General features: G+C 49.3%; 22 protein-coding genes, 1 tRNA gene and 5 pseudogenes. 13 read left to right on the forward strand and 15 right to left on the reverse strand.

Annotated features, from left to right (window positions below):
* Positions 1–48: 48 nt before the first annotated feature.
* On the reverse strand, positions 49–321 hold the full coding sequence (locus KHX94_RS05145) for a hypothetical protein (protein ID WP_213682626.1): 273 nt from the start codon (positions 319–321) through the stop codon (positions 49–51).
* Positions 322–518: 197 nt separating this feature from the next.
* Between KHX94_RS05145 and KHX94_RS05150 the strand changes: the two are divergent.
* From KHX94_RS05150 to KHX94_RS05180, 7 genes and pseudogenes are all read left to right on the forward strand, one after another.
* A pseudogene (locus tag KHX94_RS05150) lies at positions 519–976 on the forward strand (GNAT family N-acetyltransferase).
* Positions 973–1,507: pseudogene (yjjX, locus tag KHX94_RS21400) on the forward strand (inosine/xanthosine triphosphatase). Before KHX94_RS05150 ends, yjjX begins: the two co-directional pseudogenes overlap by 4 nt.
* Positions 1,508–1,533: 26 nt before the next feature.
* Complete coding sequence (locus tag KHX94_RS21405) at positions 1,534–2,019, forward strand: GNAT family N-acetyltransferase (protein WP_213682627.1); 486 nt, start codon at positions 1,534–1,536, stop codon at positions 2,017–2,019.
* An 89-nt stretch (positions 2,020–2,108) separates the two neighbouring features.
* On the forward strand, positions 2,109–3,149 hold the full coding sequence (locus KHX94_RS05165; RefSeq protein ID WP_213682628.1) for an NADP(H)-dependent aldo-keto reductase: 1,041 nt from the start codon (positions 2,109–2,111) through the stop codon (positions 3,147–3,149).
* A gap of 81 nt (positions 3,150–3,230) precedes the next feature.
* Entirely contained in the window at positions 3,231–4,448 is a 1,218-nt protein-coding gene (locus KHX94_RS05170; protein WP_213682629.1) for an aminotransferase class V-fold PLP-dependent enzyme, read from the forward strand.
* A gap of 11 nt (positions 4,449–4,459) precedes the next feature.
* Complete coding sequence (locus KHX94_RS05175) at positions 4,460–4,900, forward strand: SufE family protein (protein WP_213682630.1); 441 nt, start codon at positions 4,460–4,462, stop codon at positions 4,898–4,900.
* A gap of 136 nt (positions 4,901–5,036) precedes the next feature.
* A tRNA-Pro gene (locus tag KHX94_RS05180) sits at positions 5,037–5,113 on the forward strand.
* Between the two features lie 23 nt (positions 5,114–5,136).
* Here the strand turns inward: KHX94_RS05180 and KHX94_RS05185 are convergent.
* The 5 genes and pseudogenes from KHX94_RS05185 to ung form a co-directional block, all read right to left on the reverse strand.
* Entirely contained in the window at positions 5,137–5,646 is a 510-nt protein-coding gene (locus tag KHX94_RS05185; RefSeq protein ID WP_213682631.1) for a HupE/UreJ family protein, read from the reverse strand.
* 218 nt (positions 5,647–5,864) lie between these two features.
* Positions 5,865–7,768: pseudogene (locus tag KHX94_RS05190) on the reverse strand (peptidase U32 family protein).
* A 120-nt stretch (positions 7,769–7,888) separates the two neighbouring features.
* The gene (locus KHX94_RS05195; RefSeq protein ID WP_213682632.1) at positions 7,889–8,446 is read right to left on the reverse strand and encodes an acyloxyacyl hydrolase; all 558 of its coding nucleotides are present in this window, start codon (positions 8,444–8,446) and stop codon (positions 7,889–7,891) included.
* Positions 8,447–8,895: 449 nt separating this feature from the next.
* Entirely contained in the window at positions 8,896–9,606 is a 711-nt protein-coding gene (gene folM / locus KHX94_RS05200; RefSeq protein ID WP_213683332.1) for a dihydromonapterin reductase, read from the reverse strand.
* Positions 9,607–9,658: 52 nt separating this feature from the next.
* Positions 9,659–10,320 (reverse strand): annotated as a pseudogene (ung, locus tag KHX94_RS05205) (uracil-DNA glycosylase).
* Positions 10,321–10,467: 147 nt separating this feature from the next.
* Between ung and KHX94_RS05210 the strand changes: the two are divergent.
* Entirely contained in the window at positions 10,468–10,872 is a 405-nt protein-coding gene (locus KHX94_RS05210) for a tautomerase family protein (RefSeq protein WP_213682633.1), read from the forward strand.
* Between the two features lie 109 nt (positions 10,873–10,981).
* Complete coding sequence (locus KHX94_RS05215) at positions 10,982–11,305, forward strand: DUF3144 domain-containing protein (RefSeq protein WP_213682634.1); 324 nt, start codon at positions 10,982–10,984, stop codon at positions 11,303–11,305.
* Positions 11,306–11,366: 61 nt separating this feature from the next.
* Here the strand turns inward: KHX94_RS05215 and KHX94_RS05220 are convergent, their stop codons facing one another.
* A complete protein-coding gene (locus KHX94_RS05220; RefSeq protein WP_213683333.1) occupies positions 11,367–12,377 on the reverse strand; it encodes a zinc-binding alcohol dehydrogenase family protein in 1,011 nt (336 codons plus the stop codon).
* Between the two features lie 163 nt (positions 12,378–12,540).
* Here KHX94_RS05220 and KHX94_RS05225 point away from each other — a divergent pair, with 163 nt between their 5' ends.
* Positions 12,541–13,443: a LysR family transcriptional regulator gene (locus KHX94_RS05225; protein WP_213682635.1), complete on the forward strand. Its 903-nt coding sequence runs from the start codon at positions 12,541–12,543 to the stop codon at positions 13,441–13,443.
* Positions 13,444–13,454: 11 nt separating this feature from the next.
* On the opposite strand, the gene KHX94_RS05230 is transcribed toward KHX94_RS05225, so the two are convergent.
* From KHX94_RS05230 to hemG, 5 genes and pseudogenes are all read right to left on the reverse strand, one after another.
* Complete coding sequence (locus KHX94_RS05230) at positions 13,455–14,069, reverse strand: LysE family translocator (protein WP_213682636.1); 615 nt, start codon at positions 14,067–14,069, stop codon at positions 13,455–13,457.
* A gap of 194 nt (positions 14,070–14,263) precedes the next feature.
* Complete coding sequence (locus KHX94_RS05235; protein WP_213682637.1) at positions 14,264–16,765, reverse strand: TonB-dependent receptor plug domain-containing protein; 2,502 nt, start codon at positions 16,763–16,765, stop codon at positions 14,264–14,266.
* A 482-nt stretch (positions 16,766–17,247) separates the two neighbouring features.
* Positions 17,248–17,424, reverse strand: coding sequence for a hypothetical protein (locus KHX94_RS05240; RefSeq protein WP_213682638.1), 177 nt, complete (start codon positions 17,422–17,424; stop codon positions 17,248–17,250).
* A gap of 14 nt (positions 17,425–17,438) precedes the next feature.
* Complete coding sequence (locus KHX94_RS05245) at positions 17,439–17,762, reverse strand: hypothetical protein (RefSeq protein ID WP_213682639.1); 324 nt, start codon at positions 17,760–17,762, stop codon at positions 17,439–17,441.
* Positions 17,763–17,771: 9 nt separating this feature from the next.
* Positions 17,772–18,295: pseudogene (gene hemG, locus KHX94_RS05250) on the reverse strand (menaquinone-dependent protoporphyrinogen IX dehydrogenase).
* A gap of 252 nt (positions 18,296–18,547) precedes the next feature.
* On the opposite strand from hemG, the gene KHX94_RS05255 reads away from it, so the two are divergent.
* Positions 18,548–19,387: a TIGR03899 family protein gene (locus KHX94_RS05255; protein ID WP_213682640.1), complete on the forward strand. Its 840-nt coding sequence runs from the start codon at positions 18,548–18,550 to the stop codon at positions 19,385–19,387.
* A gap of 10 nt (positions 19,388–19,397) precedes the next feature.
* On the opposite strand, the gene cobA is transcribed toward KHX94_RS05255, so the two are convergent.
* Complete coding sequence (gene cobA / locus KHX94_RS05260; RefSeq protein ID WP_213682641.1) at positions 19,398–20,204, reverse strand: uroporphyrinogen-III C-methyltransferase; 807 nt, start codon at positions 20,202–20,204, stop codon at positions 19,398–19,400.
* A 251-nt stretch (positions 20,205–20,455) separates the two neighbouring features.
* Here cobA and KHX94_RS05265 point away from each other — a divergent pair, with 251 nt between their 5' ends.
* A complete protein-coding gene (locus KHX94_RS05265) occupies positions 20,456–21,370 on the forward strand; it encodes a phospholipase A (RefSeq protein ID WP_213682642.1) in 915 nt (304 codons plus the stop codon).
* A gap of 17 nt (positions 21,371–21,387) precedes the next feature.
* The gene (locus tag KHX94_RS05270) at positions 21,388–22,788 is read left to right on the forward strand and encodes a S41 family peptidase (RefSeq protein ID WP_213682643.1); all 1,401 of its coding nucleotides are present in this window, start codon (positions 21,388–21,390) and stop codon (positions 22,786–22,788) included.
* 360 nt (positions 22,789–23,148) lie between these two features.
* On the opposite strand, the gene KHX94_RS05275 is transcribed toward KHX94_RS05270, so the two are convergent.
* Together KHX94_RS05275 and cysI are read right to left on the reverse strand one after the other, a co-directional pair.
* Positions 23,149–23,907: a phosphoadenylyl-sulfate reductase gene (locus KHX94_RS05275; RefSeq protein WP_213682644.1), complete on the reverse strand. Its 759-nt coding sequence runs from the start codon at positions 23,905–23,907 to the stop codon at positions 23,149–23,151.
* Positions 23,900–25,594 carry an assimilatory sulfite reductase (NADPH) hemoprotein subunit gene (gene cysI, locus KHX94_RS05280; protein ID WP_213682645.1) on the reverse strand — a complete coding sequence of 565 codons (1,695 nt, stop codon included), beginning with the start codon at positions 25,592–25,594 and terminating at the stop codon, positions 23,900–23,902. The genes KHX94_RS05275 and cysI overlap by 8 nt, the downstream gene beginning before the upstream one ends.
* Positions 25,595–25,645: the final 51 nt, after the last annotated feature.

Genomic DNA, 25,645 nt, shown 5'->3' on the forward strand with positions numbered 1-25,645 from the left:
CGCGCCCCCAAGTAACTGCGTACATGGGGAGCAAGAGATTACAGAGTTTTAAGCGTCAAAGCGTATTTCATCGACCAGATCAAAACGGATAGGATGCAGTGCCGCTGGCGGTTCATCGCGCTCAACGATGTAGTCCCAGTAGTCATTATCGAAACGGTGAAAAAATCCTTCTTCTTGTACTGAACAACGGTTGGCATACAACCACCATAGCGGCCCCCATAAGCCAAGCGTTAGCATGGTCAGCACAAAATGCAGCAAATGGATCAGAATGCGATTTTTGCTGCGGCGTACAACCGATGGGTCAGATGATAAATGTGCCATGATATTGCTCCGATCTGCACGAGACGACATTACCCGAGACCGGGATTGTTCAAAAAACAGCTTCATTATATTCAGCACTAGACTTTAGTCTAATAAATTTTCTGACTAAGCAGCTACGCTGGCAAAGCCATTTGCACCGGTTTGGGTGCACTGATAGATTGTGCAACCACCCTAATAACAATCTGATGAGAGAACCTATGCATATCCGCAAGGGCCGTAGCGAAGATATTGCGGCACTGGTCGCCTTTAACCAGGCAATGGCTGAAGAAACTGAAGGCCTGTTACTTGATGAGGCAATACTCACTCGCGGCGTCACCACCATGATTGAGGAACCCCAACGTGGTTTTTATCTGGTGGCGGAACAGCAGGGGCAAATTGTGGCATCGCTGATGGTGACATTCGAGTGGAGTGACTGGCGTGCCGCCAACTATTACTGGATCCAAAGCGTCTATGTTACACCCGCCTGTCGGCGTCAGGGCCTCTATCGGCAACTGTATCAAACCGTGAAACAGTTGGCCGCCGCAGAGGAGGCGCCGCCAGTTTTCGCCTCTATGTAGAACACGATAATCTACGGGCACAGCAGACCTACCATGCGCTAGGCATGGAACAGAGTCATTATCTAATGTTTGAAGAAGTCGTAAAGCCAGAGTTATGAAATCGGTTATTCGTATAGTGGTTGGGTCTACCAACCCGGTAAAAATCAATGCCGCCAAAAGTGCTGTGGCAACACTGCATCCTGCTGCTGAAATCATTTGTGACGGAATAAAAGCCCCTTCAGGTGTCGCTGACCAGCCGATGACTGACGCAGCTACCCGCCAAGGCGCCCTCAATCGCGTCAACTGGTGTCGGCAACATGCCCAAGCTGATTATTACCTGGCGATGGAAGGCGGTGTCGACTTAGTTGCGGCGCAGGCGTATACCTATGCTTGGGTAGTTATCGCTGACAACCACCACATTTGCCTCAATCGCAGTGCCCATCTTCCCTTGCCCGCCAAGGTTTATCAGGCGCTCGAACAGGGGCAGGAACTGGGGGATGTCATGGATCGCATGTTCAATACCGTCAACGTTAAGCCAGGCAGGTGGTGCTATCGGCTTACTTACGCAAGGCCATGCCAGCCGCGAAAGTACCTATACCGCGGCGCTGGTAATGGCAGCAGCGCCGTTACGTTTTCCCGAACTTTACTGACTTATGGGCTAAGAGAACTGCAAATAATGACCAACACGATTTTCCGACCGCTGACCACCGCTGACAATGCCACTATTGCCGCCATCATCCGTGAAGTGTCAGCCGAATACGGGCTAACCGCAGACAAAGGCTACAGTGTAGCCGACCCAACACTGGATAACTTGGCGGCCATTTATAGCCAGCCAGGATACGGTTACTGGTTACTGGAGATTGAAGGCGTGGTGGTCGGGGGCGCAGGCATAGGTAAAGTGACAGGTCAGCCACAGATCTGCGAACTACAGAAGATGTACTTTCTAGCCAGATCTCGAGGGCTGGGGCTAGGTAAACAACTGGCACAATACTGTATCGCCCAAGCCAAAGCGGCTGGCTATCAGCAAATGTATCTGGAAACCACAGCGCTGCTGCCGGAAGCACTACGGTTGTACCACAAACTCGGCTTTAAACCATTGGCATCCGCGCTGGGTAATACCGGCCATGATGCCTGTGAAATCCCCATGCTGCTGGACATTTGAATAAAAATCAGCCAACACGGCAAGATAGGCTGTCCAGCCAGCGAAAAACTTGCTAGTTTGCAAGTAAACAGGAACGAAGGGAGCAGTCAATGGAGTATTTGCGTATTCCCAATTCCAACCTGGAAGTCAGTAAGCTGTGCTTAGGAACCATGACCTGGGGCCAGCAGAACACTCAGGCGGAAGCCTTTTCCCAACTGGATCTGGCCATCGGTGAAGGTATCAATTTTATTGATACCGCAGAAATGTACCCTGTGCCGCCGATGCCGGAAACTCAGGGAGAAACCGAACGCATTATCGGTAATTATCTCAAATCCCGTGGCAACCGCGACAAGTTAGTGATTGCCACTAAAATTGCCGCACCCGGTGGTCGAAGTGACTATATTCGGCAAAACATGGCCTTGGACTGGGACAATATCCATGCTGCGGTTGATTGTTCGCTGCAACGTCTTGGTATCGATACCATAGATCTGTTTCAGATCCACTGGCCACACCGCAATACCAACTTCTTTGGTGAACTCTATTACCAGCAGCAACCGAAGGAGTCACAGACGCCGATACTGAAAACACTGGAAGCCTTGGCGGAAGTGATCCGGTTGGGCAAAGTTCGCTACATTGGCGTTTCTAACGAAACCCCCTGGGGGCTGATGAAGTATCTGCAACTGGCAGATAAACACGGCATGCCGCGCATTATTACCGTGCAGAACCCCTACAACCTGCTGAACCGCAGTTTTGAGATTGGCATGAGTGAAATCAGCCATCGGGAACAGTTGCCATTACTGGCATACTCGCCACTGGCGTTTGGTACGCTCAGCGGTAAATATCTCGATAACCAATGGCCCGAGGGCGCACGACTGACATTGTTCAAACGTTTTTCCCGTTACACCAGCAGCGAACAAGCACTCAAAGCCACTGAAGCTTATGTCACACTGGCGCGAAAGCTAGGATTGAGCCCGGCGCAGATGGCGCTAGCTTGGGTAAATTCACGGCCATTTGTGGGTGCCAATATCATTGGCGCGACAACAACTCAGCAGTTGCAGGAGAATATCGACAGCCAACAACTGACGTTGTCAGCAACCGCATTGGCTGAACTGGAAGCGCTCAGTTTGCAATATCGTATTCCCTGCCCTTAGCCACAACAGAGCAACAAACTTGCATTAGGCGCACAAATCTTTGAAGATCTGTGCGCCTTTTGATTTTAGATAAACCACCCAATGAGCAGCTCCATAATCCGTCAGCAGTTTCCGCTATTGCAGCAAATGATGGGCAGCTATCCGCTGTGCTATCTCGATAATGCGGCCACCAGCCAAAAACCTGAGCGGGTGATCCAAGCGATGGATGACTATTATCGCCGCAACAATGCCAATGTTCACCGTGGCAGTTATCAGTTGTCAGCCGCCGCCACTAGCGCCTTTGAGGCGGTACGTCTTAAAGTGCAGCAATTTATTCATGCGCCACAACCACAAGAGGTGATTTTTACCCATGGCACCACCGAAGCGCTGAACCTATTAGCGTATGGGCTTGGTAAACAGTTGCAGCCCGGTGACCGTATCTTGGTGGATAGTACCGCCCATCATGCCAACCTAGTGCCATGGCAACAGTTGGCTCAACGGTGTGGTGCCGAGATCATTGCCATTCCGCTCACCCACGAGTTGCGACTGGATCATCAAGCCCTAAAGGTGTTATTGCAACAGCCCACCAAACTGGTTGCGTTAAGTCATGTTTCTAACGTGCTTGGCAGCGTCAACGATATTCCAACCTTGGCCCAGGAAATCCGTGCGGCTGGTGCTATCTGCGTTGTAGACGGCGCGCAAGCCATTGGACATTTACCGGTAGATGTGCAGCTGCTCGGCTGTGATTTTTACGCGTTTTCAGGCCATAAAATGTATGGCCCGACTGGGGTTGGCGTGCTGTGGGGGCGCCAGTCACGATTAGAAACCCTGGAGCCTATGCTGACCGGCGGCGAAATGATCAAAAGCGTAAGTTTTGCTCATACCGAGTTTGGCGAGCTGCCCTTCCGTCTGGAGGCCGGCACGCCACCGATTGCTGAAGTAATAGGGCTAGGCGCGGCCATTGATTTTCTTAACAGCCTTGAGCGTGACCAAGTACAACAACAGGAACAACAGTTACTGTTGCAGTTGCAGCAACAACTCGCAGCATTACCAGGGATCACCCTTTATGGTGCCCATGCAGACAACAGTGGTGCACTAGCCTTTAATCTTGCGGGCGAACATCATCAGGACGTAGGGATATTGCTCGACCAACAAGGCGTAGCCATCCGCTGTGGTCATCACTGCGCTATGCCGTTGATGCAGTTGCTGGGACTCAAAGGTTGCTGTCGCGCATCGCTGGGAGTTTATAACAACGCTGACGATATTGAGCGTTTTATCAAAGCGATGCGAACCACTATCACCATGCTCACAGGCGAGTAACCGAGGAACTGATGCCACAACCTGACGTGCAATTATTTGATAACTGCCAACAACAACAGCCATTGTTACAACAAGCGGCGGAGGCCATTACCGCCGCGACTAACTGGCAGGATAAATACCGCTTACTGATGCAAGCAGGCAAGCTGTTACCCCAACTGCCACCACAATGGCAGCAACAAACCGCACGAGTCAGCGGCTGCGAAAGTGCCGTGTGGTTGTATCATCTGCAACAACAACAGCGGCATCTATACCTGGCCGATAGTGATGCCAGAATTGTCCGAGGGTTAATTGCCCTGTTGCTCGCCGCTGTCAATAACGCTACCTCGGCAGAACTGGCCGCTTTTTCAGCGGAAGCATATTTCGCCCGCTTAGGACTGGCAGGACAACTCAGTCCTTCACGCAGCAACGGCTTGTATGCCATTGCCAACACTATGAAAAATCTCTCCAAATAGATTTCGCAAAAATTCAGCTCAAATTTACAGCAAACGATATTTTGGCTATCACACTTAGGCAAAATTTGTGGCATCATACGCAGCGTTGCAGGGCGGGGGCGGTTATCCTCACGCTGTGACCTCAGGAATGTCGGAGCGGAGCGTAGCTCAGCCTGGTAGAGCACTGTCTTCGGGAGGCAGGGGTCGGAGGTTCGAATCCTCTCGCTCCGACCAATTCCACGCATCTCAAATCGCGTTTAATCCATCAATACCATCAACAATCCAGCCAGTAGCATAATGCCACCGATACTATAGGTGATGGGTTTGTGCTGGGTTTTTACCAGTGTTGAGCAGGTTGCTTCACCCAACAGACTCATCAGCAACGAAGCCGCAAGGCCCGGCAACAAAATCGACAGAAGATCGTAAGAACTAAACCCCTGTTGCCAACCAACAAACCCCAGATTGGCGTGGCCATAGGCGTAACCGTGAGAAAATGCCAGCATACCGACCAAGGCAGCGGCTACGTGAGTCGATAACCTGACATTGCCAGCAATCAACATACCCACCACAAACACTGACAGCAAAATACTGGCTTTAGCAATAATCAGCACGACAGATGACGGGGCAACCATAGCCCCCAGAGCCAACAGTAGCACATAGGTTAACGGCAAGGCCCATAAGGCTCGGCCACCAAGTTGTACTGACCAGATACCAACCCCCATAGTGACCAGTATCCCGGCGGCCAACGCTAACCGAGGTAACTTCAATAAGGGGTGGAATATTCACCAGAAATGCTAATCGACACCAGAATTAGGGCAACAATCCCCAGCAGTATGACAACACTGTGTTCAAACATAGCTTTAGCCATGTCAGCCTCCCACTTGTCCGCTTTATCAGTTTTAGCTTAAGCGGCGAGGCTAAACGCTTGTTTGATTAGCTTCAAAAAAACGTTAAAAAATGTAACTTTTTATGACAAATGTGGCGTTCATAACTTGTTATTACCAACGACCAACATCTCACATTTTAAGCAGTCAAATACCAGCTTCAGGGTGTCATTACCCACTTCCAACTGCATCGGCTCGGCTTTCAGTTCTGGATGTTCTTTGGGACACATGTTGAAGCTGTAACGCAGGCAATGCTTGGTGATCATCAGTGGAGTATCTTCAAGCAACTGATTTTGCTCATAAGAAGGTTCTATCTTAATCACGCCATGCTGCTCATAGAACGCTTTGGCGCTGGCGTTGTTCACATTGCCCAGATAGCTGAGGAATTTTTGCGGGAATACGGCATTGGGATCCCGTGGCCAAGGTTGTGGCCGCTGGTAATTCTCTTCGCGTACTTGCTCTAAGGCTGCCACCGCATCTCGACGTAAACCATTTAACAGTGCGGCAGGAACAAACCAAACTTCAGCGGTAGTGCTCTCCACTTTGCGGGCTCGATAGCGCGTCCCCCCAACTTGGCTAGGCTGTTGTACAGGTGCTGTTGCGCTTTTTGCGGATCATTGGCGACTTGCCGTTCACAACTCACCGTGACTTCGGCCCGATGGCCATAGCTGTCGCTGATAGCCAGCCCGAGCCCATCTTCGCTATCAAACAGCTGCAAATCAGCATCCAATAACCGTTTGGCTGACTCCTTACTGAGCAGACTCTCAAAATCATGATCAAGATTACGAAACAGCTCAACGCCTAAGCGTAAATCGCTTGGCACTGTACCGGCCAACCAAATACGGTTACCCTCAACACGATTCACCCTAATGCCATTGAGTTTGGCATCTGAATGCAGCGCTTTGGCAAAATCAATGGTGAAATAACACAAACCATCACCATTATGCAGCGCCCCAGCCTCAGCACCATCAACATTGATCTCCAGCCAATCCTTGCCGAGACGGCTAACCCGCCCCGCGCTCTGCCCCAAATACTTAGGTGTGCGAAAATCATTGAGGCCGCCATGCCGCTGATTAACAAAGTAATCCGTTTTGCCGCGGTTAAAACTTTTGTCAGGATTGGGAATAAAGGTGTATTCACAACGGCCATGTGATGCGGGTTGTAACGCTGGCAACTGCGCCATAATGGCATCCAATTGCTGGCGGTAATGTGCGGTGACATTTTTCACATAACTCAGGTCTTTTAGCCGTCCTTCGATTTTGAAGGAACGGATCCCCGCTTGAATTAATGCTTGCAGATTGTCGGTCTGGTTGTTGTCTTTCAACGACAGCAAATGCTGGTTTTCCGCCAGCACCTCACCATCACGGGTTTTCAGATTACACGGTAGCCGACACATCTGAGAACATTCACCGCGATTAGCACTGCGTTTGCTATAAGCATGGCTCAGATTACACAGCCCAGAGTAACTGACGCAAAGCGCCCCATGAATAAAAAATTCCAAGCGGGTCTTAACCTTAGCCGCAATCGCCTGGATCTGTTCCAGACTAAGTTCCCGAGCCAGCACCACTTGTGAAAATCCCACCTGTTCCAGAAATGCCACTTTTTCCGGGGTACGGTTGTCGGTTTGAGTGCTAGCGTGCAAGGCTATGGGCGGTAAATCTAGCTGTAAGATCCCCATATCCTGCACAATCAGCGCATCGGCACCCGCCTGATAGAGTTCACCGATCAGCTTATCTGCCTGTTGTAACTCTTGATCGCTGAGAATGGTATTTAGTGCCACAAAGACTTGCGCACCATAACCGTGAGCATAACGGCACAAACGTTCAATATCCTGCACGCTATTACCCGCAGTAGCACGAGCCCCAAATGCTGGCCCACCGATATATACCGCATCGGCACCATGACCAATAGCGGCAATACCATAATCGGCATTTTTAGCCGGAGCGAGCAATTCAAGCGTGTTATCAGAAGGTAAGGTTAGCGTCGGAGTGTAAATCTGTACCATGGTTCAGAACCTGCTAAACAAGAGGTGGCGGAGTATAACAAAGCCGCTAATAGCTGCACAGCCGCATTTTAGCGCAATTATCCGCGAATGCCCCTTTTATCTAGAACTAGCAGGCAATGATTAGAAACGCCAACTGTAAGCCAGATTCAACAAATCGATACCTGGATTATGCTTACTGATCCCTGCATTAGAGTAGTGCAGATACGTTAATGACAGTGTCTGTTGACGTTTGCCACCAAAGCGAAAGGCCAAGCCAATCCGGTCTTCAAACTGAAAATGTAACCCCACGTCCTTGCCCGCAAAGTAGGTGTTATCCAAAAATGCTACCCCAATGCCACCTTCAAGATAGGTGTCCACCCAACGTCCATAAAACAGCGGATAACGCAAAATTGGGGATGCGGCCACCACAAAATCCGTATCATGTTTATGCTGTTCGCCATAGCGCCAGAAATTGACACTGGTTTCTAACGCCAACTCTAAATCTGGGCTGATGCCGTGTAGCGTATCCAAATAAACCTGATAAGCGAGCTTTATACCGTCAAGTTCCCCTTCGCCGTGAATATAGTTGATAGCGGCACCCTGCCCCACATCAGCGCGGCTTTCGGTAGAGTAGAAGATACTGGATATGAAGAAAAAGAGTGAGAAAGCAATCGTCACCAAGCGCACTTGATATTTCATAGAGCCTCCAGATAATGAACTAATGCCGGTATTTTATTTCTAAAATAAAGAAATAAAATCACATTAAAACGGCAAAACATTACCAATAAATAGAACAATCATTCGTGATAGGGCAGATTGGCGTTATTCTTTTGTAATTCTTATTATTATATTTCCTGCAAACATTGATTATTACCCACTTTTAAAGTGACAGTCTGTTGCAAGGGATAGTGAATGTAATCACGATGTAAGCAGCATCATTCCCTCGCCACACGAGATGACGGAAGAGGATGCGCTTTTAGCTCAATGCCTGTAGGCGTTGATGGGCTGGTAACTGGGAGTTTTGCAATAAAGGGAACAGACTAAACATGCAAATTAGCGATAACAAGGCAGCATTTTTGTTAACATTCTTTGCTAACATTCGGCATGGCTCAAACCTTAGCCACCATCAGGAATTGAACGCTGGTCAGTTATTTTAACGGCCGGCCACCGTCCAGATTCAAACAGCTCCCGGTCATATAACGGCTGTGCAGCAGATAACGCACCGCAGAGACAAATTCCATATCGCCACCGACTTTGGGCAGCAAGGCTTTTGCCAAAGATTTTTCCCGATAGGCCGCATCATCCCACTCATTAAACAACATCATGGCAGGGGCGATGCTATTCACCTTGATGGTAGGCGCCAATTTAGCCGCAAAAGATAGGGTAAGATTTTCCAGTGCCGCTTTGCTGGCAGCATAGGCGATATGTTTGGCACTACCTTTTTGTGCAACATAATCAGTTACATGGATGATATCAGCGCCACCGATTTCGTCACTATCAAGTAAATCTGCCAACGCCAAATTTAGCTGGTAAGGCACGCCAGCATGGATTGCCATCATCTGCTGGAAAACATCGGCCACAGGAACGCCGGCGTCTTCGGCAAGCCAGTCGGAAGCATTATGCACAATGGCGCGCAACCCTTTGCATTCTTGCCGCAACCAGTCAATAAAGGTGGTCAGCGCCTGCGGTTCCAGCAGGTCGATACGATATAAGATTGCGCCATGACTACGTAACTCATCGAGTTCTGGATAGTGGCTGCGATAGGTGCCAATCACCGGCCAACCATCAGCCAATAACGCTTTAGCGGTCGCCAGTCCCAGCCGGCGACCAACACCGGTAATCAGAATCGGTTTCATGATTATTCGCCCCAATATATTCGGGCGTTGATTGTTTCAGTATTTTGGTTCGGCTTCAAGGTTGCCAGTCAATCGCGGCTTCGCCCCATGCCTGCAACTGCTGATTGACCGCCGAAAAATGCTGGCAACCAAAAAAGCCACGATAAGCCGACAAAGGGGACGGATGCGGCCCACTGATGATCCGGTGCTGCGCAGCGGTGATCAACTGGCCTTTTTTAATGGCGTGACCACCCCATAAAACAAAAATGATCGGTTTATGCTGTTGATTCAACAGACTCAAAACGTGATCGGTAAATATTTCCCAGCCAGCCTTAGCGTGAGAATGAGCCTTACCCTGCTCTACCGTTAACACAGTGTTGAGCATCAAGATCCCTTGTTGTGCCCAGCGTTCTAAAAAACCGTCTTGCGGAATGTCAAAGCCATCGATATCACTGGCGAGTTCTTTGTAGATATTTTTCAGCGATGGCGGTAACGGCACCCCAGGCTTGACTGAAAAACATAAACCATGAGCTTGGCCTTGCCCATGATAGGGATCTTGCCCTAACAATACGACCCTGACTTGCGCTAACGGCGTCAGTTCAAAGGCGCGAAAGACATCAGCTTCTGCGGGGAAAATCACCTTGCCGGCATCTCTTTCCTGTGCCAAAAAGCCTGCAGTTTTTGAAAATAGGGCTGCTGCTGTTCCTCTGCAATAAAACTCGGCCAACTATCACTCATGAAATTCCCCAACATGCAAAATCGTCACAGCTTAAAAGCGGATGCTATCTCAAACAAGCAGATTTCCCTTGTGCTGGGAGCCATAGTGCAAAATGCCGCCTTCGCGCTTACAATCGACCACTGAAATTATCGTGAGGAGCCAATATTATGCCGTTGCTGGTATTCGATATGCTTGAGGGGCGTGCGCCTGCAGAAGTACGCAAGATCCTAGATTGCAGTCATCAGGTGGTACTAGAGGTGTTTGCAGCACCAGAACGAGATAGATATCAGATAGTTAATGAACATAAAGACTATCAGATGGTGATTGAGGATACAGGACTGGGCTATCAACGCAGCCACAATGTGATTGTGCTAAGAGTATTTACCAGTCCCCGTAGTCTTGAGCAGAAACATCTGTTTATGCGGCGTCTAAGCGAAGTCTTACAACAACAATGCGCACTTGCACCACAGGATCTGATGATCTCATTTTTTAACAATAGCCGAGATGATTGGAGCTTCGGTGAAGGAGAGGCGCAATACAGTACCGGCAAACTTGGCGCAAAATCTGAGTAAAACGCCACGGCCGCGATATAATCTACCACTGACAAGCCAGATTTTACTTGGCGGTTGAACGGATTTGAGTAAAATCGGTGCCTTAATTATTAGCAAGAGCGAATATACGATGTCACAAGCCAATAACAATGAAACGACTATTTTTCAGCTAGCGGATCAGTTTATCGCCCTCGCCAACGAACTGGCTCAGCAACATGAAGATCTGGGCAAAGTGGGAACGGCATTACGCTTTGCTGCGGCTCGCTTTAACGCTTTTGAAGCGGCGGTTAAATCTGGCGATCTACAAACAGAAAAGAGCAGTGCGCTGGAGTGGTTTACCAATGAGTACCGGGAAATGTTGGATGATAACCTGGAAGATCACATTGCCAACCCACCTGCCAATGCGGCAGCAGATGATAATGGCAATAATGACGTACAGCAGTTTCGTCCTTAAGTCCTACGCCGTTGACGGCACAATGGGCCACCGCCGTGGCCCATTGTTACCGGTCAACAGTCTAAAAACCTTCTAACACTATTTTGCCTCTGGCTTGGTGTGACTCTAACAGTTGATGGGCTTTGAGCAGGTTCGCCGCGTTAATGGCGCCAAAGTGCTCATTCACCGTTGTTTTCAAGCGGCCATCATCAACCAATTTTGCCAGCTCATTGAGGATCTGTTGTTGGCGGCGCATGTCCTCAGTCTGAAACAGCGAGCGGGTGTACATAAACTCCCAGTGCAATGCCAAACTCTTACGTTTCAGCAGTTTCACATCAAAAGCTTCTGGATCATCAATCAATCCCAAATGCCCCTGTGGTAACAGCGACGCGACTATTTGTTCGATGTGCTCGTCGGTATTATTGAGTGACGCAACCCATTGCACACCATCAAACCCGAGGGATGTAAGCTGTGAGCTCAACCCTTGATGATGATCAATCACATGATGCGCCCCCAGAGCAATCAACCATTCTTTAGATTGTGGTCGGCCAGCGGTGGCAATCACGGTGACCTCGGTCAACTGCCGCGCTAACTGCACCAGGATAGAGCCAACACCACCAGCGGCACCTATCACCAACAGGGCCTTACCTTTGCCAGATGCCATAGGTAAGCCTAAGCGATCGAATAGCAGTTCCCAGGCGGTCAATGCTGTCAGCGGTAATGCTGCCGCTTCTGCATTGCTGATTGTGGTTGGTGCCATACCCACAATGCGCTCATCAACCAACTGCAATTCAGCGTTACTGCCTTGGCGCGAAACATCTCCGGCATACCAAACTCGATCACCAGGCTTATAACTGCTGACCAATTCGCCCACCTGCTGTACTGTGCCAACCGCATCCCACCCTAAGACTTTATATTGACCCTGCTCACCCCCAACGCGGCTGCGGATCTTGGTATCGACCGGATTCACTGAAATAGCCTGTACCGCCACCAGTAAGTCATGCCCCTTGGCGATTGGTACTGGCAATTCAATATCCTGTAGCCTGTCGTTAGCGCCAAGCGCATGTGGTTGCTTATATCCCACGGCTTTCATCATCATTCCCTCTGCTATAACGCGTTAATAAAGGTTAGTCATTAGCGGCATTCAGCCTAATGTAACGATCATCAACCCTGGGAAAAACCATTGAAATTTAATAATAGATTCAAATATTATTTGAAAATAAATCTTCACGATCACTGGAGCCATTAAGCCGAAGATGCTGCGCGCGTTACAGGATTTACAAATTTTTGTTGAAACCGCCAGACAAGGCAGTCTGTCTAGCGTTGCCCGCGCCATGAACCTGACACCGGCCGCCACCAGTGCGGCGATAAAGCGGTTGGAGCAACAACTGGGCGCGCCGCTGTTTATACGCTCTACCCGCAGTCTGCGGTTGACCAAAGATGGTGAGCACTATCTGCAATATTGCGAACAGGCGTTGTTACAGTTAGAGCTAGGAGAAAATCTGTTACGTAGTGGTCGAGAGACACTACAAGGGAAACTGCACTTGTCGTTACCATCCGACTTAGGGCGGAATCTGCTCGCGCCATTACTCGACTGCTTCATGGCTACACATCCCCAAGTAGAACTGAAATTACAGATGAGCGATCACTTGACCAACATTTATCGGCAACCCGTCGATTTAGTGATCCGTTATGGTCAACCGCCAGACTCAGCGCTCATTGCCTTGCCATTACGTCCAGACAATGACCGGGTACTGTGTGCCTCACCCGACTACATTGCCCGTTATGGCGCACCTATGCAGCCACAAGAACTTTACCATCACAACTGCCTGTGTTTTATGTTGGCCGATACAGTGCATGATCGCTGGCAATTTACCCGTGCAGAGGAATTTATCAGTATCAATGTTAAGGGCAATCGCATTGCTGATGATGGTGATATGGTGCACCGCTGGGCCATTGCTGGCTGCGGGATCGCCTACAAATCGCGACTGGATATTGCCGCAGACTTAGCCCAAGGGAAGTTAATACAGGTGTGCCCAGACTGGCAGGGAGAAGCGGCGCCACTCAATATGCTCTTACCTGATCGCCGCCAACTGACATCCTTGATAAAAGCGCTGCGCAGCCATTTGCTACAACATCTACCGCCACAAACTGCTTAATCTAACTGCGGTTACAGCGACACGACTACCCGCAATGCCAACAGTAATAAAACGCCACCCGTCAGTTTATCGATCACACTGGCATTATTACGCAGCCTATCGAGAATTTTCGGTTGTGACAGCATAAAGGCAATGAACGTATACCAAAGGCCGTCAACAACGACCGGAGTGAGCACAATCAACCCCTTGCCGGAACTGTATTGTGCGGCCAACACAAATTGACTGAACAGTGCCATAAAAAACAGCATGATTTTGGGGTTCAGTAAAGAAATCGCTAAGCCATCGCGGGCAGCCTCCAACACACTTGATGACTTACCTGCCGCCAATTTCTGCTGCATACCACCTTTGGCTCTCAGGGCTTTAATGCCCAGCCACGCCAGATATAACGCACCGGCAATCGCAATCGCCTTAAACAACATCGGGGAATGCTTCAACACCGCAGCCAATCCCAGCAAGGTGATCAAGGCATAGGTTCCAATCCCGATAGAATGAGCCCAGGCGCATGCAATTCCTTGCGCGCGACCACCACCGAGGGTATGGCGCACAACCATCGCCAAACTGGGGCCTGGAGAAACCGCGCCTAAACAACAGATCGCTAATAATCCCAGCCACATACTCCAACTCATGCTACCACTCCCACCATATTGCTGTTGTCACAGCGCGCTAACCACTGATATCGGCACACTATATACCAGTTATCATAGCCACACACAGGTATTACCTAAAAGCATAAAAAACAGACCAGCAAGCTGGTCTGTCACAAGATAAAAAGTGGCTACGGAGCACAGCACCTGTCGGTTTATACTCCGTGGCAGCCGATTTAGAAGCGATAAGTCACGCGTCCATAATAGAAGCCGCCATTAAAGCCATAGGGAGAAGTGATCGGATACTTAGCCCCAGCAACACCGGCCCAAGGGTTATCATCTGGATAAGTATCAAACAGGTTCTGCGCTCCCACCGATACATTCCAGTCATCATTGATGTCATATCCCAGCTCAGCATCAAAGGTCACGGCACTGCCAACATCGATAGGTAATTCACCGTCAGATCCCAGATGATCTTCCCAGTAAGAACCGTAGTAGTTGAGTCGTACCATGGCACGCAAATCAGCCGTCAATTCCTGGTTATAGGTCAGAGAGCCTTTATGATGGGGCAAAGACTCTTCCAGCGCTTTCACCTTGGAGGCACTGATGTTGTCTGGGTTGTACTTATCCACGGTTGTTTCAGTCCAGTTATAAGCCAGCGAGAAACTGCTGCCATCCAGCCATTCCGGCGTATAGGTAGCAACTAAATCAATACCTTGCGTGGTGGTGTCGAAGTCGTTGGTAAAATAACGTACGGCCGAGAAACTGCTAGCATCCAAAATCCCTTGAGAAATCAGAGCAGCTTTGTCCTCATCCGTGAGTGTCAGTGGTGAAGTTTGGGTAATACGATCCTTCAACTTGATATGGAAATAATCCACGGTCAGGAAGAAGTTATTGGCGTTATACACACCACCAAACGACATGTTAACGGATTTTTCGGGATCCAGCGGTTTGCCACCTTTCTGCACTGAGATAGGGTTAGTTGGCGGCAAAGTAGCCTGATCTTCCAAACCGTTAGGGCCGAATGCTGTGGTTACGTTACGGACGTTATTCTGCCCCACTGTTGGTGCCCGGAACCCGGTACTGGCAGCACCGCGTAGCGAGAAGTGTTCGTTAACGCTCCAAATAGCACTCAGCTTACCATTGGTAGTTGAACCAAAGTCGTCATAATGCTCATAACGTACGGCACCAGTCACCAGCAGATCGTTACTCAGCTCTTTTTCAACATCCAGATAGACGGCGGCGTTACCACGGCTCCAACTACCAGAATCCTCAGGTTTGAACCCAGGGAACCCGTTAGAGCCAATACCAAATCCCTGCGAAGCCAATGGGCCAATCTCAAAGGAGTATGGATCGCCGTTATAAATCTCGAAGGTTTCACGACGATATTCCAAACCGGCCGCTAAGCTCCAAGTATCAAATCCGAGATAGTCGAAATCCAAGTTCAGACCTCGTTCCATCTCCACATACTTACCGGGATCAAATGAGGTTGGCGTATCTGGGCCAAGGGATGCGTTTACGGTGTTCTTGATATAAAAATCTGACTCATTACGGCCATAAGACACAGTAAAGTCATAGCTTATATCGCTATTCATATCGCCTTTAACACCAGCGACCAGCGAGGAGTCGGTGACAATACCACCAAAGCGAGGTGTAAAACCGCCGGGGAACATTTCATTGAACACAAAACAGTTATCCGATGCCATCGCGTCAGCAAGCGTCATTCCACTACAATTACCCGACATGTCACCGGTCAAGTCGCCCACCAAAGGTGTGTCGCCACCATCGTTGCTATACACCCCGGAACGGTTCGCCGGGTTACGGTAAAAGAAACCACCTTCAACATTGCGGCGCGCCCAGTTACCAAACATATAAGCTTTCTGGTGATCATTCAGATCCAATCCAGAGTTAAAGAACAGGGTCAGATCCGATTTAGTTTCTGGCGTGCCCCAAACCTGAGCCGGATCGGGAATATCGGTATTACCCGCTGTCTGCAATGCGGCGGCGTCATCACGCTGTACGCTACGGCTGGTATCATCCTGGGCACGATATTGGAAACTGAAATTAGCAAAACCGTTAGCACTCAATGGCAAGCCAATGTTACCGGCCACCTGCGACAGCGTACCGTCACCTTTATAATACTGGCCGCTGCGGAATTCGAGTTCACCGCCTTCGGCACTGTCTTTCAACTGGAAGTTAATCACCCCGGCAATAGCATCCGAGCCATATTGTGCGGCGGCACCATCACGTAATACTTCGACTTGCTTCAACGCAATAGCGGGGATAACTGAGATATCGGGCCCTTGAGCACCATCAGAAATACCCGCGCCTTGGAAGGCGATAACCGAAGCCCGGTGACGACGTTTGCCGTTAACCAACACCAAGGTGTGATCCGGTGCGAGGCCACGCATGTTTGCGGGACGCACCAAGGTTGCAGCGTCACTGATAGGTTGCGCGTTGACGTTGTATGATGGCACCACTTTGCCCATCAAATCGTTCATGTCAGTGGCACCATTCTTAGTGAACTCTTCATTACCGATAATATCTACCGGTACAGGAGACTCACCAACAGAACGGGGAGCCGCCCGTGAGCCGACGACTGCAATGCGTTCTACACTCTCGCCAGCTTTTTTATCCGCCGCAGGCGCTTCCTCGGCATATACTGGATAACCCAAAGCTATTAGCACTGAGAAACTCAGCGCATTTAATTGCAGTGCACGTTTGGTTGAGTTCTTCATCTTCCATCTTCTCTGTCAATGTTATTGTTTATCTTGTTTTTTCAGGAACGTTCGACAGAATTCGTCCCTATTCCATCTTCCTGAATTTTTAAAATCACATTTAAAAAACAATTTTGCAACATTTATAGAGATGAGTGATTTACTTTCTCCTTATCAACTAATAAATCATCAAAAAAAATAGCAAAAAATAGAATTAAATTTAATAAAATCACTATTTATGTATTGTTACACTATATAAAGTTGTCTTTATAAGTTGAAAATTCATTCAAAATGGATGTTACTCAACCCAAATTGTTGAAAATTTATTCATATAGAGAACATAAAAAATAATATATTGAATGAAAAACAACCGAATAGCAGTAAGAAATGGCATTCGAGACAAGGCTAGCACAGCAGTAAATTAACAAATTTAACATATAATTAAGATTCAACTTTACCAATGCGAAACTGACAAAGTTGAATCCGTTACGATGGCAGGAAAATCAATCGCGGATCAGATCAAGCAAGTGGCTCAGAGCGCAGACAACATGCAAAATCAGTAAGGTAACAAAGACGTAGATCAATGAGTGGTGCCAACTGCGCCAGAACAGTGCCTCTTTGCTGCCCTGTTCAAAAAACCACAAACAACCACTGAAACAAACCGCCAGTAGCGCCACCATGGTCAGCCCTTCAATCAGACTAAAAGCCCCACGCCACCGGCGGCGGGGAGCCGTCCATGTCCTAAGCCACTGATATCACGCCACAACGGCTGCCAATTTCCCGCAAACACGCCGAAATACTGCCGCCAACTACCCCCTAACATATTGTTAATAAAGAAGGTAATCGCGACAAAACTGCAAACGAGGCCGAGCCATACATGGCTCAAATTCCAGAATCCACCGTGTTCGGGAATAGCGCGCAGCATGGCTAACTGACCACTTCCTGCCAGCAAAAACACACAAAGCAAGGCCAGCAGCAGATGTTGCAACCTTTGATACAAGGCAAATAGATTTTTCATTACCAACTCCTAAGCCGCTGTGGCAAATTTATCGGTAAACGCTTCCACTTTCTGCCAGTCCGTATACTCCACACAGGTATTAGGATCCGTTGGCCCTTTAGTTATCCACATAATAAAGCGGATGATATTACGGTCCATCGCGTCATATCCCTGATAATTTAAGTTACCACCGAACACTGCCAATAATTTGGGCTGCCAACCTGATTTTGCCAGGAAAGCCTGCATGTATGGATTGGTTTCAGGAGTGTTCTTCGCCGGTTTACGCGCCACCAGACTTACCGAGAAAAACCGTTTGGCTTAGCCTCTAACTGTGCCTGGTGCTGCCGAATAAAATCATAAATAGCCGAGTTATGCTTGCCGTGACGGATACTGGCCCCGATCAGAATACGGTCGAACCCATCCAATTCCGGCGCTTCACTAATGGCCGCGAGGGTTACGTCCTGTCCCTGTTGTTGCAGGCGTTTAGCCATAAAATCACATATTTTACGGGTCTGTCCATGTACGCTGGAAAATAGAATAAGGGTTTTGTTCACATTAACACCTGTATGTTCAATCCGTTAACTGTAGATAATGGTAAGGAGATAATGTCACAGATTTCATGAATAAGATCACGACCATCGGCAGCAACTTGCAGCAATGCTCATTAATTAAAAGCAGTTCACAAAATGGTTGGCACTTGTGATGCGTTAGCATTAAAAGCCACGCAAATTACCGCAGGATGCTGGACAATAAGCGGCAGTTTCGGCTTATAGTAGGCCATAGCTCACTTACTCCCAAATGATGCAATGGCAGAAAACCGTTCGCTTAACGATGCCCCACAGGTAGAAAATGTGCAGGACATGTCCGCCCGTAAAAAAGTGCTACGGCTTGGGCGTCTGCTGGGACTGGCATCCGAGCAAAACTATCATCCGGCCAGCGCGACCTTAGGGCAGCGCGCCAGTTTTCGACTGGCACAGCAGCAGCAACAATATCAGCAAAATCTGGAAAACATCTATGCTATGGCGCTGAGCTATTCCTCTTCGGATGTGACAGGCGCAGAGCTAGATCCCGACTGGGTTCATCAGTTTTTTCAGATGGCAGAACAGATCCACAATCGCAAGATGCAAGATCTCTGGGGAAGGATCCTTGCCAGTGAAACCGTCAATCCCGGTAACTTTAGTTTGCGAACACTGACCACCCTGAAACAACTGACCCTACGAGAAGCCCAGTTGATGGAGAAAGCGCTGGGGATGACGGTCAAAATCAATAATGAACACCGCGGCAAACTGCTAGGCAGCTATCGGGTGGCCGGAGGATTGGGGCAGTATTTCCGCAAAAATAGTGCAGTGAACCTGGGATTGTCACAATTCGGTCTGCCGTACTCTAATTTGCTGACACTGATGGACGCAGGGCTCATCCACAAGAGTGAATTTGAAACAGGTGTATTACCAATAAAACAAGCCATTACATTACAGTTAGCCCAACAGCAATTGACGGTCACACCAAAAAACAGCCATCTGCTATTTGGCTACTACCGCTTCACTGCCATTGGTGAAGAGCTCGCTCAACTGGTGCCGCCGCGACAAGATTTAGCTTATGTCGATGCCTTAAAAACACTGCTACAGCAGGATTTTTACCTCAACTAAACGGACTAGCTTATCGCTGTGCAACCGCGGATGGCGGGGTTATCTGCGCCGCTTCAAACCAGTTAAGTTGGGAAGCAAGCGCCGTCACCTGACCAATCACTATCAGCGCCGGCATTTTCAGCTGTGGCTCGTTGACTAAGCTCCCCAGCTCGCTTAACGTCCCGTGAAAACACTGCTGCTGCGGGGTACTGGCACAGGATACCAGCGCTACTGGCGTATCGGCTGCACGACCTGCGGCTAACAGACCATCTTGGATAATCGCAGCATTGAGGATCCCCATATAGACCACCAGCGTCATATCTGCCTGGCGGTACTGCTGCCAGTCAATAGGTGCGCCAGCGTTCTGACCATGGCCGGTGATAAACGTGACTGAACGCGCCATATCGCGATGTGTCAGAGGAAAGCCCGCATATGCCGCCGCACCGCTAGCGGCCGTAATCCCAGGAACCACTTCAAAAGCGATACCCGCAGCGGCTAATGCTTGCAACTCCTCGCCACCGCGGCCGAAAATAAACGGATCGCCCCCTTTCAGACGAACCACACATGCGCGGCTATAGGCTTTCGTCACCAGCAAACGATTGATCTGCTGTTGCGAAGCGCTATGACTCCCCGCACGCTTACCTACCGCAATTTTTTCAGCCGATGCGGGGATCAAAGACAGGATCTGTTCGCTGACCAGGGCATCATAAAGCACCACATCCGCATTTTTCAGGAGCCGCCAGGCTTTGAGAGTCAACAGTTCTGGATCGCCAGGCCCTGCGCCCACCAGATAAACGGTGCCCTTTGCCTGAGTATCGGCCAGATGTAATAACGCCATATCTATCACCCTACGTGTAATTAAGGGCAATATAGCGGCTGTAATATTCTTTCTTAAATATATAATTATTAGTTTTTATATCTAATTGTTATTTAAAGCATCGACTATCGAGGATGACGCAAAGCAGATTGGCAACATTTGTGCCGAGTGCAACCCGCATCTGATGTCAAGCGACTGTTAAACCAATTATTTTCAATGCTACACTGCTGACGCGCAGTTAACTTTGATAGATTTCAAGGAGACAAGGACGCATGCATTTTCGATATTTCGTCGCATCATTTCTGGGACTCAGCAGCGCACTGTGCAGCTATCAATCGCTTGCTGCCGATACTGACGAAAACCACAGCTCGTTAGTCGAGCAACGCGTGGATCAGGAGTTAAAAGCCTCTGACAACCCGTTTGTTATCATGCCGCATAAGGTGAACTATTTTCTGCCCGTCACTTATAGTTCATCGCCTAACCGCAAACCTTTTGCTGAAGAGATGGAACAGCAGGGTTATAGCCTGGATCATGCAGAAGCAAAATTTCAGATCAGTTTTAAGTTCCCACTGGCCTATAACGTTTTTGGTGACAATGGTCATCTGTTTTTTGCGTATACCAACCAGTCCTGGTGGCAGGTATACAATAAGGACAGCTCATCACCTTTCAGAGAAACCAATCATGAACCAGAGCTGTTCATGTTGTTTAACAATGATTGGAAAATAGGCGACTTTACCAACTCCTTTTGGGGATTCGGTGTGGTTCATCAATCAAACGGGCGCTCGGGGCTGTTATCACGCAGCTGGAACCGCATATACGGCAGCATGGTGTTTGATGAAGGGCCAATGGCACTGTCACTGAAAGTCTGGTGGCGCATTCCCGAAAGTGACAAGCAATATGTAGGCGACCCCCACGGCGATGACAATCCAGATATTAATGATTATCTGGGTAATTTTGAGTTAACCGGGCTATATGGCCCTGGGAAACACAGATTCAGCGTGATGTTACGCAATAACCTCAAAACCAGTAACAACCGAGGTGCGGTGCAACTGACCTGGAGTTACCCAATATTGGGAAATCTGCGGATCTACGCCCAATACTTCAATGGCTATGGTGAGAGCCTGATTGACTATAACGCCCACACCGAACGCATTGGCATAGGTGTCGCGCTTAATGATCTGTTGTAAGAGGTAGCAAGGCTGCAATGGCGATGAGGTCTGGCTTCAGAGAGATTGTCTATCTGTTTCTGTTAGTTCTGCTGATTAGCAGCCTGCAACTATTACGTTTTGTGTTGCAAAAACCGCTGCCGCAGGGAGTATTGACCCATGCGCAGATGGTATTAGATCTGCAAGTATTGCAGCAGCAACTAAATGATTATTCAGCTTTTGTCGTGTTAGAGCCCGACAGACTCAAGTTGTTATCACAACGCATTAAACAAGTCAGCGCGCGCTATCCACAGAGCATTCCCCTTAACCGTTTTAATACTGAAGTACGTAAACTGGTGTGCCTGCTGGATGATCCTGGCGCCAGCATTTCAGCATGGCCGATGGCCACAGCATTACTTCCGTTATCACTGCAACAGATGCAACAACAGTGGTTGGCGCTGGATAATGACGGAAAACCATTGGATTTATCGCGCCCGTTTCTGAGCCACATCGATGGATTACCCATACGGCTGTGGCTACAGGCCGCCAGCAGTATGGCAGTGCCCAGGCAACCGCTAGCCCCGCTGCTACAGCAATTACAGGTTCTGCGACAGGAACTGGGGCTGCGCGACAAAACTACCGTTACGTTAACGCTTACTGGGGATAATATTGATGCTGTGAATGTTGAACTCCCTGTCAGAAACAACCTCACAGGCAAACGTCCGCCAGCCATCAGCCAGTGGCAATGGTTAGATACAGCAACTGAATTATTCCGTTTTGGCGATCTGAACCGACTGGAAAGTGATCGGCAACTACAGCGGGATTTCCAAAAGGCACTACAGGCGAAAACGCTGATCCTAGATATGCGGCAAAGCAGTGGTTTCAGTCCCATGTTACTGCAACTTCTTGCGAAAGGACGGCAATATCCGGCAACGCAACCCATGGGCTATGCCCGTTATCGTCGCTCATCGCAACTGCGTAGTGATTTTTTGAGCCCGTTAGGCTTTGTGCCACTGAATCATTTCCAGCTATTTCCGCCCATCAGCGCCATCTTGAACAGCCAACAGCAGCCGGAACTCAGCCAGTGGTATGCGCGCCCGCCAATAATTGCTCCGAAAGATGTCGCCCCGGCCACCACCCAACAACTGGTGTTGCTAGTCGGTGCGGGATGTCGCAACGAATGCGAATGGTTGGCCTACTACGCCAAAGGCTGGCGTAAAACACTGCTGATTGGTGAGCACACTTCAGGTGATATGGGGCGTAAACATGAATTCAGACTGCCAGCCAGTGAAATGACGGTGAGTATCAGTGCCTCACTGATGTACGATCAATACGGTAATCTGCTATCTGGTCAAGGCACCGCACCCGATCTGCAACTCGCATTGCCACAGACACTGCCATGGCCGAAGTTATTACAGGCACTGAGGCAACATTTTACAACAACGGCCAAGGTAGAATAATGAGGGCGTCCCGGATTGCCTGCATACCAAGCAATCCGGGACAGAAAACGCTCTGATCCCCGCGCCAGCAAGTCAATCAAAGCCGCAGTAGCCCGGAGCAATAACCTAGGCAGTTATCACTACCAAGACGGGCATACCGCCAGTGACTTCCTACGACTCTGCCTGCCAAAGGCTGATGCCTAAACAGCAGCATCGGATACAGAATGGCATGCCACATTTTCCCGATGGGAAGCGTTAAGTATAACCCAGAAACAATAGTTGCGAATGCGTCGGTACCTGTGACCCAGTTGCTTCAGCCGCTGGCTAAGGTCATACCAACTCGGCGATTAAAGCACGGGTTAGTGACACGCCGATGACAAGTTAAATCTCAAAATGCAGGCCACATTCCCGTTTAAGGCCATTGAAACGGGTTTCTTCTTCGCTCATTCCGGGCTGTAGTGGTTGGCTAGAATGGGTATCTCCCACTGACACGTAATTTTGGTACCACAAGGGGTGGTACGGCAGTTCGTACTGTTGCAGGTAATAGTGCACATCGCGATTGCTCCATTCAATGATTGGCAACAGCTTGTAGTGACTGCCATGAATCGCCAGCAGCGGCAGCGCTTCTCGGGTAGATGCCTGGCTATGCCGCAACCCCGCAAACCAAGTGCCCACCTGCAACTCTGCCAATGCCCGTTTCATCGGCTCGACTTTATTCATGCGATTATAAAACTCAAGCCCCTCTAGCCCTTTTTCCCACAGTTTACCAAAGCGCGCCTCTTGCCAGGCGGGGGTCAATTCAGCGCGATACACCTTAAGATTTAAGTGCAGTCGGTCAGTCAGCTCATCAATAAACTGATAGGTTTCTGGAAACAGATAACCGGTGTCGGTGAGGATCACTGGCACATCAGCACTGATGCTACTGACCAGATGCAACATGACCGCAGCCTGGATGCCAAAACTTGAGGAAAGCGCATGATTTCCAGGCAAATAGTCTAACGCCCACTGAACACGCTGCACGGGCGTTAATTGTCCAAGAAAAAGATTGATAGCCGCCAGTTGCCGCTGCTGCTCAGTTTCATCCGCTCGCAATAACGCAGTTAGCTGCACCGCTGTTACCGGTGAATTAACCTCAGTCATGGAAATCCCTAGCCGCATCCAATACGGCCTTAATTACCCCGGCACGCACCACAAAATCGCCAAAGTGTTCGCCAGCATTGCGTTCAACGGCATAACGTGCAAATAACTCATCGAGGTGACTTAATATTTCCGCTTCCTGAATATTTTCCCGATACATTTTATTGAGCCGGGTGCCCTCGAAACTTGCGCCCAAATACAGGTTATAGCGGCCTGGCGCTTTGCCTACCAAGCCAATTTCTGCGGCAAATGGGCGAGCACAACCATTAGGACAACCTGTCATACGCACAACAATCGGCTGCTCGGCAATCCCATGTTTCTGTTGCAGTGCCTCAATTTTATCCATGAATTCCGGGAAATAACGTTCTGCTTCCGCCATCGCTAGCGGACAGGTTGGCAACGCCACGCAGGCGATGGAATGCCCACGACTGGCACTGATCACTTCTCCCAGTAAACCGTGTTGACGGGCGAGGTCTTCAATCTGTTGTTTGGCAGCATCGGCCACCCCAGCGATGATAATGTTCTGGTTGGCGGTCATGCGAAAATCCCCTTGATGGATTTTGGCAATCTCGCGCAAACCGGTTTGCAGTATTTTTCCGGGGAGATCCTTGATGCGGCCGCCTTCGATAAACAGTGTCAGATGCCATTGGTTATCGACACCTTTGGCCCAGCCATAACGATCGCCGCGATCGCCGATAACCACTTCACGCTTGGGCTGAAACTTAACTCCCGCACGGTTTTCGACTTCCGCTTTAAATGCCGCCAAACCGCGATCGACTATGGTGTATTTCAGGCGTGCGCGTTTACGGTTACTGCGATTGCCCCAGTCCCGTTGTAAAGTCATTACTGCTTCCGCAAACTTAATGGTGTCTTCAGCGCGGATAAAACCAAAATCATCGGCCAATCGTGGGAAGGTTTCCACCTCACCATGGGTCGACCCCATGCCGCCACCAGCAACTAAGTTAAACCCCACCAGCTCCTCGTTTTCGGCAATCGCAATCAGGCCAAAGTCATTGGTATAGACATCCACATCGTTATCCGGTGGCACGGCCACTGCCATTTTGAATTTACGTGGCAGATAGGTGTCACCATAAAGCGGTTCTGCTTCGGTTTCGGTACTCAGCAGTTTTTCGTCATCCAACCAGATCTCAGCATAGGCCTTGGTGTGCGGCAACATATGGTCCGACAGCTTTTTAGCCCAGTAATAAGCCTGCTGATGCAGTTTGGATTGCACCGGATTAGGATTACACATCACGTTACGGTTAACATCACCGCAGGCGGCAATGGAATCCAGCGCTTTACGATCCAGCCCTTGAATAATGGTTTTCAAATTGCGCTTGGGAATACCGTGATACTGAAAGGTCTGGCGTGTCGTCAAACGAATGCTATTGGAGGTAGTCAGCTCGGATGCAATACGGTCGACCTCCAACCATTGTTCTGGTGTGCACACGCCACCGGGAACGCGGGCCCGCAACATAAAGCTGTAAAGTGGCTCCAGTTTCTGCTCTTTACGCTCATTACGCAGATCGCGGTCATCCTGCTGGTAGAAACCGTGGAATTTGATCAGTTGCTGATCGTCTTCGCTGAAAGCGCCGGTAACATCAGTCGCTAATCCCTGCTTAATGGTGCCGCGCAGATGCTGACTGTGACTTTTAATACGCTCATTGGCTGATAATTTTGGCTCGCTCATAACTCACTCTCTTTGATGTCAGCCGGCCCAATAGCACAGCGCTGACCATAG

It is taken from the genome of Shewanella dokdonensis (assembly GCF_018394335.1).
Lineage (GTDB): Bacteria > Pseudomonadota > Gammaproteobacteria > Enterobacterales > Shewanellaceae > Shewanella > Shewanella dokdonensis.

Excerpts from the sequence above, each read along its gene's own strand:
- KHX94_RS05145 (WP_213682626.1), bottom strand. The coding sequence starts at position 321 with ATGGCACATTTATCATCTGACCCATCGGTTGTACGCCGCAGCAAAAAT.
- KHX94_RS21405 (WP_213682627.1), top strand. The coding sequence starts at position 1,534 with ATGACCAACACGATTTTCCGACCGCTGACCACCGCTGACAATGCCACT.
- KHX94_RS05165 (WP_213682628.1), top strand. The coding sequence starts at position 2,109 with ATGGAGTATTTGCGTATTCCCAATTCCAACCTGGAAGTCAGTAAGCTG.
- KHX94_RS05170 (WP_213682629.1), top strand. The coding sequence starts at position 3,231 with ATGAGCAGCTCCATAATCCGTCAGCAGTTTCCGCTATTGCAGCAAATG.
- KHX94_RS05175 (WP_213682630.1), top strand. The coding sequence starts at position 4,460 with ATGCCACAACCTGACGTGCAATTATTTGATAACTGCCAACAACAACAG.
- KHX94_RS05195 (WP_213682632.1), bottom strand. The coding sequence starts at position 8,446 with ATGAAATATCAAGTGCGCTTGGTGACGATTGCTTTCTCACTCTTTTTC.
- KHX94_RS05210 (WP_213682633.1), top strand. The coding sequence starts at position 10,468 with ATGCCGTTGCTGGTATTCGATATGCTTGAGGGGCGTGCGCCTGCAGAA.
- KHX94_RS05215 (WP_213682634.1), top strand. The coding sequence starts at position 10,982 with ATGTCACAAGCCAATAACAATGAAACGACTATTTTTCAGCTAGCGGAT.
- KHX94_RS05220 (WP_213683333.1), bottom strand. The coding sequence starts at position 12,377 with ATGAAAGCCGTGGGATATAAGCAACCACATGCGCTTGGCGCTAACGAC.
- KHX94_RS05225 (WP_213682635.1), top strand. The coding sequence starts at position 12,541 with ATGCTGCGCGCGTTACAGGATTTACAAATTTTTGTTGAAACCGCCAGA.
- KHX94_RS05230 (WP_213682636.1), bottom strand. The coding sequence starts at position 14,069 with ATGAGTTGGAGTATGTGGCTGGGATTATTAGCGATCTGTTGTTTAGGC.
- KHX94_RS05235 (WP_213682637.1), bottom strand. The coding sequence starts at position 16,765 with ATGAAGAACTCAACCAAACGTGCACTGCAATTAAATGCGCTGAGTTTC.
- KHX94_RS05240 (WP_213682638.1), bottom strand. The coding sequence starts at position 17,424 with ATGGTGGCGCTACTGGCGGTTTGTTTCAGTGGTTGTTTGTGGTTTTTT.
- KHX94_RS05245 (WP_213682639.1), bottom strand. The coding sequence starts at position 17,762 with ATGAAAAATCTATTTGCCTTGTATCAAAGGTTGCAACATCTGCTGCTG.
- KHX94_RS05255 (WP_213682640.1), top strand. The coding sequence starts at position 18,548 with ATGGCAGAAAACCGTTCGCTTAACGATGCCCCACAGGTAGAAAATGTG.
- cobA (WP_213682641.1), bottom strand. The coding sequence starts at position 20,204 with ATGGCGTTATTACATCTGGCCGATACTCAGGCAAAGGGCACCGTTTAT.
- KHX94_RS05265 (WP_213682642.1), top strand. The coding sequence starts at position 20,456 with ATGCATTTTCGATATTTCGTCGCATCATTTCTGGGACTCAGCAGCGCA.
- KHX94_RS05270 (WP_213682643.1), top strand. The coding sequence starts at position 21,388 with ATGGCGATGAGGTCTGGCTTCAGAGAGATTGTCTATCTGTTTCTGTTA.
- KHX94_RS05275 (WP_213682644.1), bottom strand. The coding sequence starts at position 23,907 with ATGACTGAGGTTAATTCACCGGTAACAGCGGTGCAGCTAACTGCGTTA.
- cysI (WP_213682645.1), bottom strand. The coding sequence starts at position 25,594 with ATGAGCGAGCCAAAATTATCAGCCAATGAGCGTATTAAAAGTCACAGT.